This window comes from Vibrio penaeicida, assembly GCF_002933855.1.
GTDB classification, from domain to species: domain Bacteria; phylum Pseudomonadota; class Gammaproteobacteria; order Enterobacterales; family Vibrionaceae; genus Vibrio; species Vibrio penaeicida_A.
The window spans coordinates 8911-28712 of record NZ_BFAQ01000042.1; the positions used below are offsets into that span (position 1 = coordinate 8911).

Here is a 19802-nt window from a genome sequence, read left to right on the forward strand (position 1 = left end):
ATTCTTGATTTAGAACCACTAAATCTTCATATCGGTGCCTTGACTGAAAATCAAGCAATTCTCGCTGAACCTAGCACCTTGAGGTAACTTGAGGTAACTTGAGTATAAGTAACTTTAAAGAATAAAGTGGTTTCAAAGAAATGGAATTCAGGCATCAATATATAAACGTATCTCATTTTAATCGTGTATTCGTCATTGGCGATATTCACGGAAAACTCGGGCATTTAAAACATACATTACAGAATATCGATTTTAACCCTGATACCGATTTGCTTATTTCGGTTGGCGACCTTATCGATCGGGGCTCGCAGTCAGCCGAAACTCTCCGTTATTACTCAGAAAACGACTGGTTTCTCTCCATTATTGGAAACCACGAACTTATGATGTCCAATGCGATGTCTGTTTGGGAGCTGGAGAATAAGAACAAAGACCAAAGAAGGCTATTGGAGCTCTGGTGCAAAAACGGCGGCGATTGGGCGTTAGAAGAACCTATAGATACCTTAAGAAGCTTACAGGCAATTGTCGAAGATATGCCTAGTGCCATCACTTGTCACCTCCCTGATGGAAGAAAAGTAGGCATAAGCCACGCACAACCTCACAGCCTTGATTGGACAGAAATGCAGAACTGGCAAGGTAATATGCTAGAAAACCCAAGATGGATTTGGGGAAGAACTCGCATAAAAGGTGAGCCATCGGATCCAGTTACGAACGTTGACTTCACCATTCATGGACACACAAGAAGCGACAAGGTAGTCCGCATCGCAAACAGCTACTTTATTGATACCGCATCGCGAAATGACTACACGGGAGAATTCACTCTGATTGAAATACTCTCTGGTGAATTTTTCTCAGGTATCACTTTGGAAGAATGGGAAGATTTATAGATCACTTTATTAAATAAATAACTCAATTTTCATACTGTTCACTTCATTTTCTTGGCATAAGCTTAATTTAACAAGAGGGTCAGTAGACCTAAAGGAAGCAATGCTAAAGGAATGAATAATGAAATTAAAATATCTACTTGTGACGCTGGCTTGTACTCTATCTTTTCAGATTGCCGCTAAGCCTAGCGTTAACGATATGCAGCAATGTCAGGCTCTGATTGATTTTCTTGAACAAAAACTCGCTACCCCACCAGCAAAATACAAATCCGATCTCGTCGAGACAGCAAAGCTGGGATTGGTGAAATACGACAACTACATTCAAAGTGACATTGTCACACCTGGCTTAGTCGAATTTAACGGCGGCGACAAAGCAAAAGCCACAGAAATGCAGAAACAAGTGGATGCGTTTAAATCCTCCCTAACGAAAGCATTAAACCAAAAATACTCCCAACCTGGGCTGTTTATGGACCAAGTCGTGGCATTAAATGAATGCACAAAAAAAGCCGTGCCTTCTGGTGAGGCTTTAGACGACCTAAAACGTTCAATGGAAGCGTTGATTGCTTTAGTACAAAGCTAAGTATGGTGTAAGAGTTTGACGCTCATAATATTTGAAGCGTAGAGTTCTCAATAAAATCCCAGTCCAGTTCCGCACCCAGCCCTGCCGTTTCTGGCAGGTTGGCGTAGCCATTTTCAATCGGCAATGCTTGCTTCAAACCAAACGCGAACGTCTTGGTTGGGTACAATAGTTCAACATACGTTGTATTGCTGATTGCCGCCGCCACATGCATATTCATCAACTCCAATGGATGAAAAATCGTCGTATGCAATTCACAATTCAAATGAAAAGATTCCGCTAAGTTTGCTGTTTTAAGAACTCCAGTAATACCACCCGACCATGACACGTCTGCTCTTACGGCGTCGTAAACACCAGTAGACAATGCTTCCGCGACGGAATAAGGGTGATGCGGTAATACCTCTGCACCAACGATGGGAATAGACACCTTCGATTTCAGCTTTTTCAGCGCGGTAAATGACTCATCGGGTAAAGGCTCTTCCAACCACGCATAGTTCAACGCCTCCAACCCTTTAGCAAACTCCACTGCTTCTAAAAGTGAATATGATGCAACCGGATCGGACATAAGTGTGAAACCCTCACCAACCGCTTCACGAACTGCTCTGTGGATCTCCAAATCTTCACGCATGTTGTTACCCGGAGGGTGAATTTTGTATGCATGATACCCAGCCTTTTTTACTGCCAGCGCTTCTTTCTTATATGCTTCGGTTGTGGGCAACACCAGCGACGAAGTGTAAACAGGCACGCGCTGCCTTGAACCACCGATGTAGCGCCATAAAGGCTGCCCCGCATGCTGCGCGCCTAAAAGCCATAAGCAGCAATCGAAGGGACCATAACTGTACATAGGCAAATGATGCCACCAACGGTTAAGTACCCGAAATTCTTGCCACAACTTTTCTCGGTCAAGCGCGTTTTTGCCAATTAGGTGTGTTGGCATGCTCGATGCTGCAAGGTGTCCGGCACCTAATGCTGACTTTCCTGCAAAGCCAAACATGGACGCGTTCAGCCCACATTCGGTTGTGAGTGTAACCACAAGAAAGTTCAACGCCTCTGATTTTCCTGCTTTCTTTAACGAGTGCGCGTTCATAGCTGTGTCTGTTTGACAGCAGCGTATTTCGACCTGCGTGATGATCATGATTGTTACCGCGATATGTTAGGGTCTGTTATCCAGAGTTAAGGTTACTTATAGGTAATTAAGCATTCCGCATGACCCAGAGCTTCTGATTTGGTTTGCTGTCCTTGAGCAACAGAAATAACGAGAGCGGTAATCTCATTTGCAACGAAATCTAACGTTGTACCTTCCAAGATCTTTCCGGCATTTATATCCATATCACTCGACATTCGGCTGTAAGTTTCAGGGTTTGCACAAATTTTAATGACAGGTGAAATCGCGCTGCCAACTACCGATCCTCGCCCAGTGGTAAACAACACCATATGGGCGCCACAGGCAATCAGTTCTGTGATTTCAGCGTTATCAGCGATATTGGGAAAGCCGAAGCGCACTTCTCCATCAGGTACTACATCCATTAGCCAAAGCCCTTTTTGACTAGGCAATTCAGCGGGCTTTATTATGCCTTCAATCGGGCGCGTACCACTTTTGGAATATGCCCCTAAAGACTTTTCTTCAATGGTAGTCAGCCCGCCATCCGCATTACCCGGTGCAAAGCTCGCAAAACCAAGCGTACTATAATAACGCGCCGCCTTATCAACTGAATCGACAAGCGCTTTTGAAATCTCAGGTGTAGCACCACGTTGGCTCATGTGCGTTTCACAACCTATCAGCTCACCTGTTTCTTCAAAAATGCAGGTTGCCCCCATATCCACCAGCTGATCAAAACTTAACCCTACTGCCGGATTCGCTGATATACCTGAAGTTCCGTCAGAGCCACCACAAATAGTCGCAACGGAAAGCTCACTGATATCCATATTTACTTTGGTTTCAGATGCCAAAATATCCATGACACCCGTAACCCACTCAACCCCTATATCGATGGCGTTTTGCGTACCACCCACTTCTTGAATACTGATGGTGCGTGAAGGTCTACCACTGGATCTGACCAATTTATCCAGCTTTTCCCTATTCATGCTCTCACAGCCAAGAGAAACAAACAGAACAGCACCAACATTTGGATGAGTTGCAAGCCCAGACAAAACACGTTCCGCGTGTGAGTTAGGATAACAACCTGGAAAGCCAACCTCATGCACTAAGCCCGGAGCTAAGTCTTCGAAGTGGCGAACAATTTTGCTCACTACAAAATGACTGCACTCCACCAAATATGCCACCATAATTTGATTGCGAATCCCTTTTCGCCCATCGCTTCTCAAATAACCTTGCAAATGAACTTGGGGACTCGATACGGCTTTACTCATGAGTGTGCCCTCCTCTTTGATGCGATGGGATGTATTGACTATGTAGGTTATGAGTATGAATTAACTCCCCCGCTTCTACATCGGCACTGCACTGCCCGATTGGCACGCCATATTTAATGATTAACGTACCCTTTTTTAATGCTAATCGCGCAATCTTAAACCCTACAGGCGTCGGTTGTTTAACCTCAATAGCCTGCTCAGATCCTTCCATCGATACGACTTCTTTCTGGCGTAATTCCCGACAAGCAATCAACACATTGTCGTCCTCTTTAAGCAAAATCACCGACGCCATTAGAACTTACCGTATTGCAAATAGGCTTCCTGAGCATCCATCCCATCAAGAATTGCGCTGCGCACTTTGTTCTCTACCTTAGTGGATGCATACGCGGCTTCGGCCACTGATTTAGCAATGGATTTAGGGATGATAATGGCACCATCGTCATCGGCGAGTAAGTAATCGCCAGGAGAAATAGTGACACCGCCAATTTCAATCGCAACGTCAAACCCGACGGGTTTCCAATACCCAACAATGTCTTCGGGTGTATAGAATCGGTGCCAGAGCTGAAAACCGATTCTACGAATAAACCCAGTATCTCTTGCTCCGCCATCCACTAAGCAACCCAGAACACCCTTGTGTTGCAGAGTTTCTGCCGAAAGCTCCCCCATGTGGGCAACCTTGTTATCATTAGGCTGACATACCCAAATATGCCCGGGCTTTGCTTTGGAAAGTAACCCCGTCCATTCCAGCAAACTCTGATGACCATCCATTGTTTGATCAACTTCTCCCTGAATGGTGAACACGGGTCCGGCTAAGACTTGATCCGTAATAAGAGGGCGCAATTCACGAGGCAAAACGTAGTTCGTTATACCTTCTCCTCGCATTACGTCATTGACCACGCCGGTATAACATTGTTTAAGCAACTCTGTAATTTCATCTTGTTCGCTGATATGGCTTGTCATGATTACTCTCCGTGAGGGCTATCAGATAAAAGGGACTGCTCGGTTCCTTTGTCAAAGAGATGAATACGATCCAACCCGATAGCAAATTCCAAACGCTCCCCGTTTCTTACATCCCTCGGGCTTAACATTTTCGATTGAACTTCTTTCTGTCCTATTTGCACAAACAAAATGGTCTCTGTGCCTTGCGGTTCAGAAATGATGACACTTTCATGAAAAGGAGAACTTTGCGCGCCACTCTCCATACCATGCCCAACTGGGTAGAGATCGTCCGGTCGGATACCTACCACGATTTTTTGTTCATGGGTCACTTTGCCTAAAAAGCGTTCCGGTAGTTCAACCTCGTGCGCACCTTCCAAATGCAACAGCCATTTCCCATTTTGCTCATAGGCGATGGCATCGATCATGTTCATTGGCGGGCTTCCGATAAAAGAAGCCACAAACATGTTGGTAGGCGCATGGAAGATCTCCATAGGCGAGCCAATCTGCTCTATGTAGCCATCTCGCATCACCACCACTCTGTCGGCCAATGTCATGGCTTCGACCTGATCGTGAGTCACGTACACGACGGTTGTTTTAACCGTTTGGTGGAGCTTTTTAATCTCGGTACGCATCTGTACGCGCAGCTTTGCATCTAAGTTCGACAGAGGCTCATCGAACAAAAACACATCTGGCGTGCGCACAATGGCTCGTCCCATAGCAACCCGTTGACGTTGCCCGCCTGAAAGTTCAGCAGGCATCCTATCCATCAAACTGTCTAGCCCTAGAATCTCGGCCGCGTTTTGTACTCGCTTTTCGATTTCAGACTCTTCTATGTTGGATATTTTCAACCCGAAACCTAAGTTCTCTTCCACCGTCATGTGTGGGTATAGTGCGTAACTCTGAAACACCATGGAGATGTTTCTGTCCCTTGGTGGCAAATCGTTAACGACCCGATCACCGATCACAACGTCACCGCTTGTGATTCCTTCCAACCCAGCAATGATTCTTAAAGTGGTCGACTTTCCGCAGCCAGACGGACCAACCAAAACCACGAATTCATTGTGTTTGATATCCAAATCGACACCATGAACTACTTCAGTTTTGCCGTATCTTTTCACTACCTTGTTCAGCTTTACGTCAGCCATAGATGTTTATCCTTTTACACCACCAAATGTCAGCCCTGAAATCAGGTGCTTTTGAACTAAAAACGTAAGAATAAGTGCCGGAATAATAATGATTACTGCCATGGCACACATACCTGCCCAGTCAATCGTAAATTGAGCCGTAAAATCCATTAACCCAACGGGCAACGTTTTACTGTCTGTGGAACGTGTAAGCTGGCTCGCCAATGCGTATTCGTTCCAAGAGGTTAGGAAGGCAAAAATACCTGCCGAAGCCAAACCCGATTTCGCTAAAGGAAACTCAATTTTCCAAAACGCTTGCCAACGGGTACAACCATCGACTTGTGCGGCTTCCGATAAGTCTTTCGGTATTTGTCGGAAAAAACCGTCAATCAGCCAAATCGTGAATGGCACATTCAAAGCGACATACACCAAAATCACCCCAAATTGCGTGTCTATCCAACCGAGCTTGCTCCATAGAATGAACACCGGCAGGCTGAGGGCGATCCCAGGTATGGTTCGCGAGAGCATCAAGCCCAAAAACAGAGCGTCTTTCCCTTTAAATCGATATCGAGCAAAAGCGTACCCGCCAGCAATACCAATCAAGATAGCGATGACGGTACTGGTTATCGCGATGATCAGCGAGTTCATAAAGTAGCTGCCAACCGGAATCGCGATTTGGTCTACCCCAACTCCGAGTATCGACATGAAATTGGACAAGCCAAATTCTTGCGGAATCCACACTGGAGGCTTAGCTAAGATCTCTCCATTCGGCCGAAAAGCTGAAAAAATGACCCATACCCCGGGGATACACATTAGGGAAATCAGTACGAATACCCCAACTCGAACTGCCAACTTCTGGAGTGTGACGCGTGTTGATGCCAAGATCATTGTGCACCTCCCATAAAGCGACGAGCCGCCATTAATTTACGAAAGAAATAGAAGGTAAAGGCGATAGAAAGCAGAATCGATACATACGCCATCGCATTGGCTTGCCCCATTTTCGCGTTGTCGTAGCCGACTCTCGCGATCAAAGTCCATAACAGTTCGGTTCGCCCCGCGGGTCCGCCTCCTGTCATCACATCGACAATATCGAACGCTCTCGCCACATCCAGTGAGCGAATCGTCATCGCAATGAAGATAAATGGCATTAAAAAGGGCAATGTTATGTGTCTAAATACCTGTATGGGTGAGCACCCATCGACTTTCGCTGCTTCAATTGGGTCTTGAGGCATAGCATATAGCCCCGCCAACAATAAAATGGCAAAGACGCTGGTACTCATCCAGATTTCAGCAATCATGATAGACATCATGGCCAAGGTGCCATCAACCAGCCACGGGATCGCTTGATCTGTCCACCCTAGCGTTTGGAGTAAATTGTTTAAAATGCCTATGTTGTCGTTAAAAACAAATTTGAACTGAAAACCTACCAATATTGGAGAAAACATCATTGGGAACATCATTACGGTACGTAATAGACGCTTTCCTTTGGTAATTTGGTTCACCAACAGGGCAATAACTAGCCCCAGTATTAGCTCCACATTTAAAACGATGGTTAAGAAAAACACCGTTCTTGCGAATACCCACCAGAAATCCGCGTCGGAAAATATTCGGCTGTAGTTTCTCAGCCCGATAAACTTCCAAAGTGTTTCAGGGCGAGTGATTTTGTATGGCGTAAAACTTGTGTACAGAGAGAATATAAGTGGTAACAAGACCACTACGAGTATGGTTACTATTGCTGGTAATAGCAGCATATAGGGAACCGACTCTTCTCGGTGGACAAAACGCCGAATTGCTCGAAACATACCTATCCTTGTATTGGTTGAGATTAGGGTCTGTTGACCCTATTCAAGCTGGGTGGGTTGTTCCCCCACCCTTATATGCTTATACCCCTACAGCCTTATAAGTAGCCTGCGTCTTCCATTACTTCGCGAGCACCTTCGGCTGCATCATCTAATGCTTCCTTCACGGTTTTATCGCCAACGACAGCCGCTTGAAGCTGTGGCCAAATTTGGTTAGATACTTCGATCCACTCCGGAATAAGAGGTGGTGTAAACGCATCTTCTGCCATGGACTCTTGGTAGGTTTCGAACACCTGAACCATGAAGTCGTTATTCATGGCGCGATTGGCTTCGATGATGTCTTGCCATACACGTTCACGAGTTGGGAGTAAGCCACGTCTCGCTTCAAGGATTTGCCCTTCGTAACTGGTCAAAAAGGTAATAAACGATGCTGCAGCTTGTTTGTTATCGCATGCTTCGGTAATCGAGAAAGTGTGAGACCCAGACCAACCCGTGCGCTTGCCACTCGATCCTTTAGGTGCTTTCACCAAACCAATGTCGCCAGCCACTTTGGAGTTTTTCGGGTCGTTGAAAAACGCAGCCCAACCAGCCCAATCCAAATCTAACGCAACAGTGCCAGAGGCAAATCCAAGCCCAGTATCATCCCATAAGTAGTTAGGCACCCCTGCTGGAACGGCTTTGGCTTCATACAAATCCACAAACCATTGCAACGCTCGTTGCCCTGCTTCAGAGTTAAAGGTTGGGTTCCACTCTTTATCAAATAAGGCGCCGCCCTCTGCGACAAGCATTTCATAGAAACGCCCCGTTATCGCCTCATCTTTACCTACATACTGGGTGCCATAGAAGTTGGGTGGATCAGCAAAGAAAATTGCCTGATCTTTCACTTGGCTCCATGTTTCAGGTGGTGTTAGATCGTAGCCATACTTGGCTTTGAACTTAGACTTATTACCTTCGTCTTCAAACAGAGATTTCTTGTAGTAAAGGTTTGAGATATCACTGTGCCTTGGCAACTGTACCAAGCGCCCATCTATAGTTCCGTGCTCAAGCGTAAGCCCCACAAACTCATCAAGTACATTTTTGTTGATCAGCTTACGAAGATCGGTGTAGATAGAGCCATACTGAGGGGCGAAGCTGGTATGGTTAGACGCCACACAGTAATTGATATTGTTCGCGGCGATGTCTTGCTTGATCTCGCGGTCTAACTCGAAGTGATTTTTACGCGAAAGCACGTCCACTTTCATACCCGTTTTCTTTTCCCACCTTGGAATCAAAGTGTAGAGAGGTTCATACTGCGCACCACCAATAAGCTTGACGCGAAGTACGTTGTCGTCTGCAGCATTCGCAGCCGAAGCAGCAGCGGTTAAACAAGCAATTCCAATTGCTTTAGTGAGTGTGTTCGATCCTAATAAACGCTTCATCATGTCCTCCATGACGCCGTTCTCCCTGTATTGAGAGCCGGCTAAAGATTAGTCGTATAGATTAAACTTACGTGAGTCACTTAAGTAAAAACTCCTTGGTGATCGATCCGGTATGCTGACCTAGTGTTGGTGCAGCTACCTTGCTGTTCAAAACTTTTCCGTCAAACCTTATTGGTAGACGAGTTGTCAGTAGTTCTTCTACATCTTGGTGTTCAAGTTTCTGAAGCATATCGAGGTGTTGAAATGCTTCAGATTCAATTAATTCATCCCAGTTCAGTACTTCCGAAGCCCAAACATCATGTTGCGAGAATATCGACATCCAATACGCTGTTTTTTCCTCTAACAACTTGGTTTGTATTTGCGCTTTAATCTCATCTCGCTGGCTAAACCACACCTTGCTATCAGTGTATTGAGCTATATTCTCGTCGCCCATCAATTTCCCCAGCTGGTCTACAGGTCCCATAGCTATCGCAATATAGCTATCTTTGGTTTTGTAGATGCCATAAGGTGCAGATAAATACGCATGAGCATTGTTCATCTGGCTACGTTCTTGCTTTTTCTTTCCACTATTCAAATAAGTGGTGAGCACCTCAAACTGAAAATCAATCAACACTTCCAATAGGCTGGTTTCTACCTTGCCTCCTTCGCCTGTAGATTGGCTTTTTACCAACGCTGCCAAAACACCTTGAACCAGTGCATTACCCGCCAACATATCGGCGACGGCTAACCCCATTGGAGTCGGTGGCATGTCGCTATTTCCACTTAGCCACGTTAGCCCTGATAGAGACTGCGCTAATAGATCCTGACCCGGACGATTTATCCATGGTCCTGTTGTGCCATAACCAGAAACAGACCCATATATAACTGTAGGATTAAAGTGACGAATTGCTTCATAATCCAATCCCAGTCTTTCAATTACACCTGGTCGGAAGTTCTGTAAAACGATGTCTGCTTTCTTTAAGAGGTTCTTTACAGCAGCGACATCTTCAGGTTTTTTCAAATCAGCGCAATAGCTTTCTTTGTTGCGGTTAATTGCCTGAAACAGCGAATTCACGCCACCTACGTCGGTGTCGGTTAAATACAGGTGTCGGCATAAATCTCCAGAACCCGGGCGTTCAATCTTGATCACGCGAGCTCCTAAATCGGCAAGCTTCAGACCCGCCAAAGGTCCAGCAAGAAATTGGCTAAAATCGACCACCAACTTCCCTTCTAGCGGCAATGTCATCTTTTACTCCTTGCGAATTCTTGCTGAATATTCTCGACCGTTTTTTCCGGAGAAAGCTGGCCTTGCAGACACGCATTTACCCAATCCCCAGCGACATCTTGAAATTGCATGTATCCGTTGTGCCTTGGGCGTAAATAGGCGTTTTCTAACGTAGTTAATGTGTCTTTAAAAAAGTGATTGGATTGCTGGTTACAATGTTCATCTTCCCACGCAACCAAATTTCCTGGCTGCCCACCTGAGTTAAAGAAGAGATCTTTTTGCACATCAGCGGAGGCAATCCAAAAGGCGTATTTCAATGCGACCTCTTTGTGCAGAGTCGACGCGGAGATTGCGATTCCTGTTCCGCCGAGAGTTGTACCACCCACCGTTTTGTCGCCAAATACTGGGGCATCACAAGAGCGGACAACATGCTGTCGAAACCCTTCACGCCCGTAGTTGCTGTAACCATATAAATACGGGATGTATGCTGCATCTTCTCGACTGGCTAACCATTCATAAGCACCGATGGGATTCATAGAAAAACATCGCTCATCCACATGCTGGCTCACGCGTAATAGCTGGTTAAGCGCAGCGATACCCTTTTCAGTCGCTACACCATTCACGTCAGTGCCAAAAGGGACACCTTGATTGGCAAGGACATTGTAGAAACACATTAAGGCATCAATGGGTTTTAGCGGGCAGACAACTTTGCCAGCTTTTGCTAGTGCGACAACGTCTTCCCACTCCTGTGGAATTCTGTCTAATTTGTCTGGTCGATATGCAGCAACGGGGGTGGCTGCATCAATTGCGAGAGCCCATTGGCGCCCATGAAAGTACGATGTATGTGATTGCCCTACTGACTGCTGGGCAAGTAACTGAAGCTCGTCATCGAATCCGTTTCCGTCAAGAGGAAGAAGCAACCCAGTTTCAGACGCCGCTCCCGCATGAGGGTGATCAATCACCATAAGATCGAACTCAGTGGTCATTTCTTCAAGAGGGCGATCGGCAAATGCCTGCAAAGAGCGTTTATGCCAAATGATCTCTACTTCTGGGTGAAGTTCTGCAAACTTATTTGCTGTCGCGACCATTGGGTCGTACCCGCGGCAGTGATCCCAAGTCATACCATGTAGTGTTACTTTACTCACCCGCTGACTCCTTCTTGCCATCTTTATCTTTGTAGAGAACCGTTAATAAATGTTCGCAATAAAGTACAAGCTCACCATCGCCCTTATAAACGCTATAGCTCACACGTACTAATCCCATCTCGTCGTACTTAGGTACTTTCGATAAGTTTTTGCGCACTGTGTATATGGTGTCGCCAATAAAGGTGGGTTTGATAAAACGGAGTTTGTCGTAGCCGTAGGAAAATGAATTGAGACAGTTGGTTGCTACCAAGCCCAAACCGTAGGAAAAAACTTGCGCTCCGGCGACTAATCGCTTGCCAAAATGCCCTTCTTCTTTCGCAAACGTGTCGTCAGCTACATAAGGATGAAGGTCCATGACCAGGCTATTAAATAGCATGGCTTCACCTTCAGAAATGGTGCGCCTGAGGGAACGAATGGTATGACCGACCTCAAAATCTTCGTAATACCAATCTTCTGCATTCCATACAGGAATGTCGGCGTGGTCAGTGGGCATACCTTTTACCGGACGTGATGAAACGCCCACTGTCGGTTTTCTTTCCATGATAACCTCAACTTTAATTTCATATTCGAAATCTAATTTCAAAATCAACACTAGCACTTGGTTAAAAAATGATCAACAATAAATTTCAAATATAAATCTAGATTGTGAATATGAAATTCAACAAGTGAAAAATGCAGGTAGTGAACATGGAACGAGCACGATATTTTGAAGACTACGAAATGGAAGAGATACGCCTTACTTTGGGTCGCACCATTACCGAAACGGATTTTGTAGTACATGCGGGTCACACAGGGGATTTTTTCCCACACCATATGGATGAAGAGTTTTGCAAACAGCAACCTTGGGGTAAGCGCATTGCCCACGGAACCATGACGTTTGCTATTGGAATTGGATTAACCGCCACAGAGATTAACCCGTTCGCTTTCACGTATGGCTACGAAAGGTTGCGGTTTCCTAATCCGGTCTATATTGGGGATACCATCAAAAGCCGAATAACCATAAGTAAAAAGGTAGATGACCCCAAACGAGAGGGTTTTGGACAAGTCACCGAAACAGTAGAAGTGTTGAATCAAGACGGAAAAACCGTGCTGTATTGCGAGCATATTTTGCTTGTAGAGAAGAAAAAATAAGCTAAAAGCCCTTATACACGACTATCTTTATCGCATAACTGGCGCAGCAGTATCAAAGCCAAATTAGAATTCAAGGAGTGAACGATGACAATGGAATTGCAGCAAGCTTGGCCAAAACCCAATAACCCCAAACCAATTGTAATCATTGGTGCTGGTGGAATAGTTCATGATGCACATTTACCCGCCTACAAAAAAGCCGGTTTCCATGTTCAGGGGATCTTTGACATTGATACTTCTAGAGCAGAAAAAGTCGCAAGCGACTGGGGAATCGAAACCGTTTATAAGAGCTTGGAAGAAGCAACCCAGTTTACGGATGTCGTTTATGATCTTCCTCTTCCCCCTGTTGCAGCCCCACAAGTGCTGGAAATGCTACCCGATGGTGCGCCTGTTTTGATTCAAAAGCCTCTGGGCTTGGATCTTGAACAAGCAAAAGTGATCCGAGAAATTTGCGAACGCAAAAAACTCATTGCAGCGGTAAACTTTCAGCTTCGATTTTCTGCCATGATGCTGGCGCTCAGAGACGTTGTCCAAAGCGGAAAGCTGGGTGAGCTAACAGATATTGAAGTTCACTTAAACATCCACACCCCATGGGAGATGTTTCCGTTTCTACTCAAAATGGAAAGAATAGAGTTGCTGGTTCACTCTATTCATTACATCGACCTCATTCGCTCAATCGCGGGTAACCCCAAATCGGTCTATTGTCGGAGTATGGCGGATCCACGCTCGCAAGACTTCAAGCAAACTCGCACCAGCGCCATATTGGATTACGAATATCCTTTGCGCTGCCTAATGTCTATTAATCACAATCACGATTACGGTCGTAAAGCGCAAGACGCCAGTTTCCGCTTTGAAGGATCCGAAGGTTGCGTGATGATAAAAATGGGCGTCCTGCTGGATTACCCCAACGGCGAGCCTGATGAATTTTTGTTTTGTGAACGGGGTAAAGAATGGCAGTCCGTCCCACTTGAAGGAGGGTGGTTCCCAGAAGCGTTTATCGGCACCATGAGCAACATTCAACGCTTCGCATCCGGTGAAGATGACACCCTACACACTGCTGTTGCAGACGCTTTCCAAACCATGGCGGTTGTTGAAGCTTGCTTCGAAAGCAACAAAGCAAAAGGTATGGATATCCAATACTAATTCATTAATCCCCACTCATTTAAAAAGGCTGCCAAGTAACATTGGCAGCTTTTTTTCACAAATATAGATATCACTCGCATAGAAAATGAATCTGCATAATGCCAATCATGAGGTTCTATATACTAGCTCTAATTTAAAATACAGGTTCTCAACTAGATAAATAAATGCACTTGTAGCTCTAAAAAATCTTACAAGGGGAAAACAATTGAACAGAGATGAATTAGCAAAATCGATTTATGAAATATCCAATATTAAAGGTAACTTCACACTTAGATCTGGAGTCACAGCTACCGAATATTTCGATAAATACCTTTTCGAATCAAACCCTCGAATTCTCAAAGCAATAGCAAAGCATTTAGCCATTATTCTACCTAATAATTTTGACCAGCTAGCAGGGTTAGAGATGGGAGGCATACCCATTGCTACAGCGTTGTCGTTGGAAACAGAAAAGCAAGTGCTATTTGTTCGTAAGGAAGCCAAAGAGTACGGTACATGTAAGCTAGCCGAAGGCGGCAACATAGAAAATCAAGAACTTCTGATTGTTGAAGATGTTGTGACCTCCGGAGGTGCGATTATCGATGCTGTAAAAGAACTGCGATCTCGTGGTGCAATAGTAAACACAGTGGTATGTGTTATAGACCGTGAAGGCGCGGGTAGAGAAAATCTGGTTAAAATGGGGCTAAATTTCACACCACTATTTACAAAATCAGAACTTGAAAAAGCTGTCGAGTCTTAACATCTTAGTAAGGTCAGTTACTAACAAGCAGTATTAATCACCTAGTTTTGGTAAAAGCTAGGTACTGCATTAACAGTGAGTTAAATGGACTAACATATCACATGGAAAAGCGGACAGTACAAAGAGTGGAATTGAGCCCAAAAACCTTATTAAACGAAGGGGAATTCAGACAATATAGAAAAAGTAATAGAAAGTGACTTCTTATTCACACTATTATTCTGATTTCAATCCTTGTAACAGTAGCTATCTCATTTTTTTTCAAAGAGTTAGAAATGGGTATTTATATCGGTTCTCTAGTTTTTCTGTACATTATTTCTCTAGGCGTTATTGCGTCAAAGAATAAGTTGAATTGGATTTTATGGGTGTTACTCACCTTTATCTCAATGTTTACATTGCCAATAATAGGTATGCTCATTTCACATGCACTAATCGCCAGAAAGGGATTTAAGAATAAATGGCTATCCAATCTGGATACCTAAAAAGCACTGCCAACACGCCCCGTTAATTTTTGGTGAATAAATGGAATTAGTTAAAACCTCACAAGAGGAACATTGGGAAATGGCGTCTGGCTTTTTAAGTCAGGCGGTAGAACGATGTAACAGAAATAACACCCCTTTATGGACGCATGAACAAGTAAAAATCTCGTCGCTGAAACACTCTTACTCACCGGAAAGCCTTTACCTCCTGAAACACGAACATATATTTGTAGGTACCGTATTTATCAGTTTTGATCATGACAGCTTTTGGCCCGACATCGATACAAAAGGTAGCCTATTTTTCCATAAGTTAGCCATCGGTGATCTGTATCATTCCAAAGGTCTCGGCTTACTCGCACTGACTGAGATTGTGAAGTTTGCTAAATATTTTGGATTCAATTGGGTTCGTTGCGATTGCCATGGCTCAAGAGAGCGCTTAAGAGCTTTTTACGAATATTTTGGGTTTGAGCTTGTTGATAGACAAGAAATGTTTAGTTTCGATGTCGCTCGATACGAAATGCAGGTCACTAGCTAAAAAAATCGCGTTCAGTGTTAACTGTACTGGCTGAGCAGAATTTAGGATATATGGGCTAGAATATAAGTCTGACCGACTGAGATACCAATGAAAATGACCTTGTCAAACTAACGCTTCTTCATTGAAGGAGAGTTCACTCACACAAAACACATCTCCAACAAATATGAGTTAAGTTGCAATGTATAATCGCCTCGATTTTACAGAGTCAATTTTGATCTTTAAGACTCTGTTATTCATAATAAATATTGGAGAAAAAATGAAAAAGCTACTCTTGTTGTTATCTTTGGTGGTTTCTACAAATGCATTTGCCGCTTTCAATTGTGAGGTGACCGTTAATCGAGTACTCGTTTACGGGAATGGAAGTGTTAATATTCTGCATTCTGGCAGAAATGACTTTACCTATATATGTAATACAAAAGGCACATGGAAAGGCATAGATACTGTCACATGTTCATTGTGGGTTGGCATGCTGCAAAATATCCAAAATAACGCCAAGAAAGCGATATTTTATTATGGCGGACAAGGCACATGCGCAACGCTTCCAACCTATGGTAATACACCAGCTCCCGTATACATTGGTTCAATTCAGTAGCAGTTAGACGGATACACGTAGATTACACTATGCGCTACACGCCATTTGGTTTGGCGTTAGCGCTTGTTCTTTTTTATAGAGAGAAAACATTGCAACAGAGTAAAACCGAATTTTGGTCTGGCGAGGGATACGATACCCAATATGCAATGAACTATCTCAAGGAGCCAAATTGAATCACATAGAAATAAAAGGTCCTGCAAAGGAGTTAGGAAGACAATGTGAGGTAGTACTGCGAACTGTACCCGAATGGTTCGGTCGTGAAGAAGCGCTAAGAGAATACGTGGGTACGATTGGAACATTGGATACCTATACCGCGTGGCAGAAAGATAAGTTGGTTGGGTTCTTTTCCGTCGATTACCACAATGACTACTCCGCAGAATTACATGTACTAGCCGTAGATAAGGAACACCATCGCCAAGGTATAGGGCGAAGTTTACTAGCGGCTGTAAATCGGACCTAGAAGCGAGAGCGATTAAGCTTCTCCAAGTTAAAACGTTAGGAACGTCTGCTTGCGACGATAACTACGACAAAACGAGACATTTTTATATAGGTATGGGCTTTTACCCTCTTGAAGAGCTTGTGGATTTTTGGGGAAAAGGCCCCCCTTGTTTACTTATGGTGAAATGTATTTAACCTGAAAAGAATCTCACCCAGCAATTCCTAGCCCATTAATGAGGCGTTTAATTTTCTTGATTGGATAAATTGGTAGTTCTAAATAGCGAGGCACACAAATCCGTATTAAGAATACCTTTCAAATCATGCTGAACAATTTTTAGCTAAAGATGATATGACTCGCACAGATAAGGAATCTAAGATATGCAATCCGATTTACTCTGTATACTCGCCCCTTTTTTGAAAACCCAAGTCCGTGTTGAAAAATGGACGTTAAAATGAAACGAGGGATCCGATGTTTTGGGGAATAGCTTTTTCGATCTATGCCATTTATTTATTAGGGATCATTCCTTTCAAGATATATCACTATTGGACAGGTAAAGAAACGAGCGCTTTAAAGGTAAAAATTGAAGAGTTTTCAGGTAGTTTATTTTTCTCTATTGGACTCATTGCAGTATATGGTCAAATCAACCAACAGTTTTTCTTTGTTCATGAGTTTTGGATCGCTTGGCTAATTATCTATACTGCATACTGTATTATGTGCCTTTTTTACTCGCCAAAAATGCGGCATGTAGCGAATGTAGCAAGCAAGAAAGTGCTTATCATTGGGACGATCATAGCCCATCTAGTATCACTTCCTCTGTATTATGCTGTGTTTATTCAAGCTGGTTTCTAGCCCTCACAAATTGTCGAAATAACAAGCACGGCTTTTAATGTATAGCCCTAGCACAATGCTTTCAAAATCATGAAGGTGAGATCGCTCGCACAAGTCAAGTAGCACACCAATATGAACTTGGTAGCAAAGTATAATTCTCTCCAAATTTTAGCTCACATTCAAAGTAGTTTTAGCAGCGGAATATACTCGCTCACGGCTACTTTATTGGGCGTTAGTTTGCTTTGGAGAAAATATGAAATTTTTAGTCAAGATGATCCCGGTACTTTGTATGGCGACTTTTGGTGTTCACGCTGGCACTCAGACTGGCAAAGTAGAAACTCTCTATGCGAGAGCATCCGATAATTTGCACTTAGTAAAGTTGACAGGTGGTACAGCTAAATCCGGTTCACCAACCTGTGCAACTCACAATTATTGGTTGATTAGAGATGAAAACTCTGTCGCTGGAAAATCGCAGTTTAGCCAGTTACTGGCAGCAAAACTGGCTGGTGCAACTGTCACGATTACGGGTCTCAACACATGCAGCCGTTGGAGCGATGGTGAAGACATAAACACTATAGTAATTAAGTGATAGATACCTTTCACAAAACATAACGTAAAGCATCATTTGTTTGATAATAACCGCAGAAAAAAGCCTATGCGGGCATTTCGATTTGGAAAGGACTGATGATAGTGATTTAGCAAAATTAGAGTGGGTGTTCAGGGCATTCTGAACACCCCCTTTTTTAGAATTGGGCTGAAAAATTAGAATTTTTTCGGGGCGTAGCCTGTCATTGCTTTCAGCTGAAGTTCTTTACCCAGTTTTGTTGTCGGGTGCACGACAACCAAGCCTTTTACTGATTTCTTCAGTTTGCCCATATCCGCTTGTTCGGCTTTGGTGATTTCACGAGAGAATGGCATATCAAGCAAGCTTTTACGTTCTTTGTTCATGTCGTACTGCTGCTTGTGCTTCATAGAGTTCGCTTTCTTGTTCATCTTTTCTATTTCATCAACGAACTTTGTAATCATTTCTTGATCGCCACGCCCTTTCGCTGCGTCTAGTTTACGCTGGCAGTTATCTAAACGGTTGTGAAGCTTTTGAAGTTCTTGCTTTAGGCTCATGGTGATCATCTCATTGAAACAGGAAAGGGCGGCGAGTGTAGCATAAGCTCCCTTGCTGCCCTAGCTATAAATGGATGAAGTGCAATAGTGGGAAGTCGCAGGCCACAAAACATGCTTTTACAAGTTATCACGCAACCAGCTAATCTCATTGGAATCTCTTAATCTGCCAACTCAAGACAAATCGCTACGCCTTGTCCGCCGCCAATGCACATGGATGCCAAGCCTCGTTTTGCGTTTGCTCTTATCATTTGATGAATCAGAGACACTACAATGCGGCATCCCGATGCAGCTAAGGGGTGGCCGAGCGCGATAGCGCCGCCATTGGGGTTTACTTTTTCTGAATTCAGAGACAAATCTCGCATTACCGCAATGGATTGAGCAGCAAAGGCTTCATTCAGTTCAACCACATCTAACTGGTCTACGGTCCACCCTGCCTTTGATAGCGCTTGTTTTGATGCCAGTACTGGACCTAACCCCATATCTATCGGGTCCAATGCCGCGGATGCATAAGAGACGATTCGAACCATAGGTTTTAGCCCAGCGGATGACAGCGCACTACCTCGCCCGACTAAAACGGAAGCAGCGCCATCGTTGATACCTGAAGCATTTCCAGCGGTAATAGTCCCTTGTCCGACAAATGCAGGGGGCATTTCTGACAACTTCTTGAGCGATGACTGAGGGCGCGGCTGTTCATCATGGGAAACAATGGCATCACTTTTGTTTGTCTTCACCTTAATGGGAGTAATCTCTTGTTCAAAAAGGCAAAATTCCATCGCTCTTTTGGTTTTTAGCTGCGAGTTCAGAGCAAACTCATCCTGCATTTCTCTGGATATGTCATAACGACTGGCAATGGGTTCGACGGTTTCCCCCATGTGTATGTTGTAGAACTTATCCCAAAGCCCATCGGTGATCATGCTGTCTTTCATTACTTGATCGCCCAGCTTTTTGGGTGCGCGGGCATGCAACACATGTGGGGCTTGCGTCATAGAATCTTGCCCACCAGCCAGCACCAAATCCGCGTCGCCCGCTTTGATAGCCTGCGCCGCCAGATGAATCGACTTCTGCCCTGCGCCACAAACCATGTTGACCGTCATCGCCGGAATACGGCTTGGTAAACCCGCCCAAACCGCCGACTGTCGAGCGGGGTTCTGGCCCGCGCCCCCTGTCAGAACCTGCCCAATAATGACTTCATCGATCAGTTCGTGGTCAAAGTCATGTTCTGCCAGCATTCCTTTTATGACCTGAGAACCGATTTCCGCAGCGGATAAGCTTGCGAACACGCCATTTAACTTTCCTATGGGTGATCGCTTTGCTGCGGCAATGTATATGTCGTTGTCCTTCATAAACAG

At 44.4% G+C, this 19802-nt stretch carries 23 protein-coding genes; 10 read left to right on the plus strand and 13 right to left on the minus strand.

Annotated features, from left to right (window positions below; translation table 11 throughout):
• Positions 1-140 precede the first annotated feature (140 nt).
• Positions 141-884: a metallophosphoesterase gene (locus VPNCDNU1_RS22060; protein ID WP_104402344.1), complete on the plus strand. Its 744-nt coding sequence runs from the start codon at positions 141-143 to the stop codon at positions 882-884.
• Between the two features lie 118 nt (positions 885-1002).
• On the plus strand, positions 1003-1461 hold the full coding sequence (locus tag VPNCDNU1_RS22065) for a hypothetical protein (RefSeq protein WP_104402345.1): 459 nt from the start codon (positions 1003-1005) through the stop codon (positions 1459-1461).
• Between the two features lie 22 nt (positions 1462-1483).
• Here VPNCDNU1_RS22065 and VPNCDNU1_RS22070 read toward each other — a convergent pair whose 3' ends face one another.
• From VPNCDNU1_RS22070 to VPNCDNU1_RS22120, 11 genes are all read right to left on the minus strand, one after another.
• On the minus strand, positions 1484-2593 hold the full coding sequence (locus tag VPNCDNU1_RS22070; protein WP_104402346.1) for an enolase C-terminal domain-like protein: 1110 nt from the start codon (positions 2591-2593) through the stop codon (positions 1484-1486).
• 44 nt (positions 2594-2637) lie between these two features.
• Positions 2638-3828, minus strand: a complete 1191-nt coding sequence (locus VPNCDNU1_RS22075; protein WP_104402347.1) for a UxaA family hydrolase — start codon at positions 3826-3828, stop codon at positions 2638-2640.
• Positions 3821-4120, minus strand: coding sequence for a UxaA family hydrolase (locus tag VPNCDNU1_RS22080; protein ID WP_104402348.1), 300 nt, complete (start codon positions 4118-4120; stop codon positions 3821-3823). Before VPNCDNU1_RS22080 ends, VPNCDNU1_RS22075 begins: the two co-directional genes overlap by 8 nt.
• Positions 4120-4788: an RraA family protein gene (locus tag VPNCDNU1_RS22085; RefSeq protein ID WP_104402349.1), complete on the minus strand. Its 669-nt coding sequence runs from the start codon at positions 4786-4788 to the stop codon at positions 4120-4122. The genes VPNCDNU1_RS22080 and VPNCDNU1_RS22085 overlap by 1 nt, the downstream gene beginning before the upstream one ends.
• A gap of 2 nt (positions 4789-4790) precedes the next feature.
• Positions 4791-5912 (minus strand): ABC transporter ATP-binding protein, encoded by a 1122-nt coding sequence (locus VPNCDNU1_RS22090; protein ID WP_104402350.1) that lies wholly within the window; start codon positions 5910-5912, stop codon positions 4791-4793.
• 6 nt (positions 5913-5918) lie between these two features.
• Positions 5919-6779: a carbohydrate ABC transporter permease gene (locus VPNCDNU1_RS22095; protein ID WP_104402351.1), complete on the minus strand. Its 861-nt coding sequence runs from the start codon at positions 6777-6779 to the stop codon at positions 5919-5921.
• A complete protein-coding gene (locus tag VPNCDNU1_RS22100; protein WP_104402352.1) occupies positions 6776-7693 on the minus strand; it encodes a carbohydrate ABC transporter permease in 918 nt (305 codons plus the stop codon). The genes VPNCDNU1_RS22095 and VPNCDNU1_RS22100 overlap by 4 nt, the downstream gene beginning before the upstream one ends.
• 95 nt (positions 7694-7788) lie before the next feature.
• A complete protein-coding gene (locus VPNCDNU1_RS22105; RefSeq protein ID WP_104402353.1) occupies positions 7789-9108 on the minus strand; it encodes an ABC transporter substrate-binding protein in 1320 nt (439 codons plus the stop codon).
• 76 nt (positions 9109-9184) lie between these two features.
• On the minus strand, positions 9185-10333 hold the full coding sequence (locus VPNCDNU1_RS22110; protein ID WP_104402354.1) for a CaiB/BaiF CoA transferase family protein: 1149 nt from the start codon (positions 10331-10333) through the stop codon (positions 9185-9187).
• On the minus strand, positions 10330-11457 hold the full coding sequence (locus VPNCDNU1_RS22115) for an extracellular solute-binding protein (RefSeq protein ID WP_167404856.1): 1128 nt from the start codon (positions 11455-11457) through the stop codon (positions 10330-10332). Before VPNCDNU1_RS22115 ends, VPNCDNU1_RS22110 begins: the two co-directional genes overlap by 4 nt.
• Positions 11450-11998, minus strand: a complete 549-nt coding sequence (locus VPNCDNU1_RS22120) for a MaoC family dehydratase (protein ID WP_104402417.1) — start codon at positions 11996-11998, stop codon at positions 11450-11452. The genes VPNCDNU1_RS22115 and VPNCDNU1_RS22120 overlap by 8 nt, the downstream gene beginning before the upstream one ends.
• 146 nt (positions 11999-12144) lie before the next feature.
• On the opposite strand from VPNCDNU1_RS22120, the gene VPNCDNU1_RS22125 reads away from it, so the two are divergent.
• The 8 genes from VPNCDNU1_RS22125 to VPNCDNU1_RS22165 all read left to right on the plus strand — a co-directional run bounded on the left by VPNCDNU1_RS22125 (position 12145) and on the right by VPNCDNU1_RS22165 (position 17923).
• Positions 12145-12588, plus strand: a complete 444-nt coding sequence (locus VPNCDNU1_RS22125; protein WP_104402356.1) for a MaoC family dehydratase — start codon at positions 12145-12147, stop codon at positions 12586-12588.
• Positions 12589-12672: 84 nt separating this feature from the next.
• Entirely contained in the window at positions 12673-13728 is a 1056-nt protein-coding gene (locus VPNCDNU1_RS22130; RefSeq protein ID WP_237324189.1) for a Gfo/Idh/MocA family protein, read from the plus strand.
• Between the two features lie 205 nt (positions 13729-13933).
• Entirely contained in the window at positions 13934-14464 is a 531-nt protein-coding gene (gene pyrE, locus VPNCDNU1_RS22135; RefSeq protein WP_104402357.1) for an orotate phosphoribosyltransferase, read from the plus strand.
• A gap of 519 nt (positions 14465-14983) precedes the next feature.
• Positions 14984-15475: a GNAT family N-acetyltransferase gene (locus VPNCDNU1_RS22145; protein ID WP_104402358.1), complete on the plus strand. Its 492-nt coding sequence runs from the start codon at positions 14984-14986 to the stop codon at positions 15473-15475.
• Positions 15476-15731: 256 nt separating this feature from the next.
• The gene (locus tag VPNCDNU1_RS22150) at positions 15732-16067 is read left to right on the plus strand and encodes a hypothetical protein (protein WP_022550338.1); all 336 of its coding nucleotides are present in this window, start codon (positions 15732-15734) and stop codon (positions 16065-16067) included.
• A 169-nt stretch (positions 16068-16236) separates the two neighbouring features.
• On the plus strand, positions 16237-16527 hold the full coding sequence (locus VPNCDNU1_RS29015) for a GNAT family N-acetyltransferase (RefSeq protein WP_201797151.1): 291 nt from the start codon (positions 16237-16239) through the stop codon (positions 16525-16527).
• Positions 16528-16974: 447 nt separating this feature from the next.
• On the plus strand, positions 16975-17355 hold the full coding sequence (locus tag VPNCDNU1_RS22160) for a hypothetical protein (RefSeq protein WP_104402360.1): 381 nt from the start codon (positions 16975-16977) through the stop codon (positions 17353-17355).
• 232 nt (positions 17356-17587) lie between these two features.
• Positions 17588-17923: a hypothetical protein gene (locus VPNCDNU1_RS22165; RefSeq protein WP_237324190.1), complete on the plus strand. Its 336-nt coding sequence runs from the start codon at positions 17588-17590 to the stop codon at positions 17921-17923.
• Between the two features lie 173 nt (positions 17924-18096).
• On the opposite strand, the gene VPNCDNU1_RS22170 is transcribed toward VPNCDNU1_RS22165, so the two are convergent.
• Both VPNCDNU1_RS22170 and VPNCDNU1_RS22175 read right to left on the minus strand, forming a co-directional pair.
• A complete protein-coding gene (locus tag VPNCDNU1_RS22170; protein WP_104402361.1) occupies positions 18097-18453 on the minus strand; it encodes a YibL family ribosome-associated protein in 357 nt (118 codons plus the stop codon).
• Positions 18454-18611: 158 nt separating this feature from the next.
• On the minus strand, positions 18612-19796 hold the full coding sequence (locus VPNCDNU1_RS22175) for an acetyl-CoA C-acetyltransferase (protein WP_104402362.1): 1185 nt from the start codon (positions 19794-19796) through the stop codon (positions 18612-18614).
• Positions 19797-19802 lie beyond the last annotated feature (6 nt).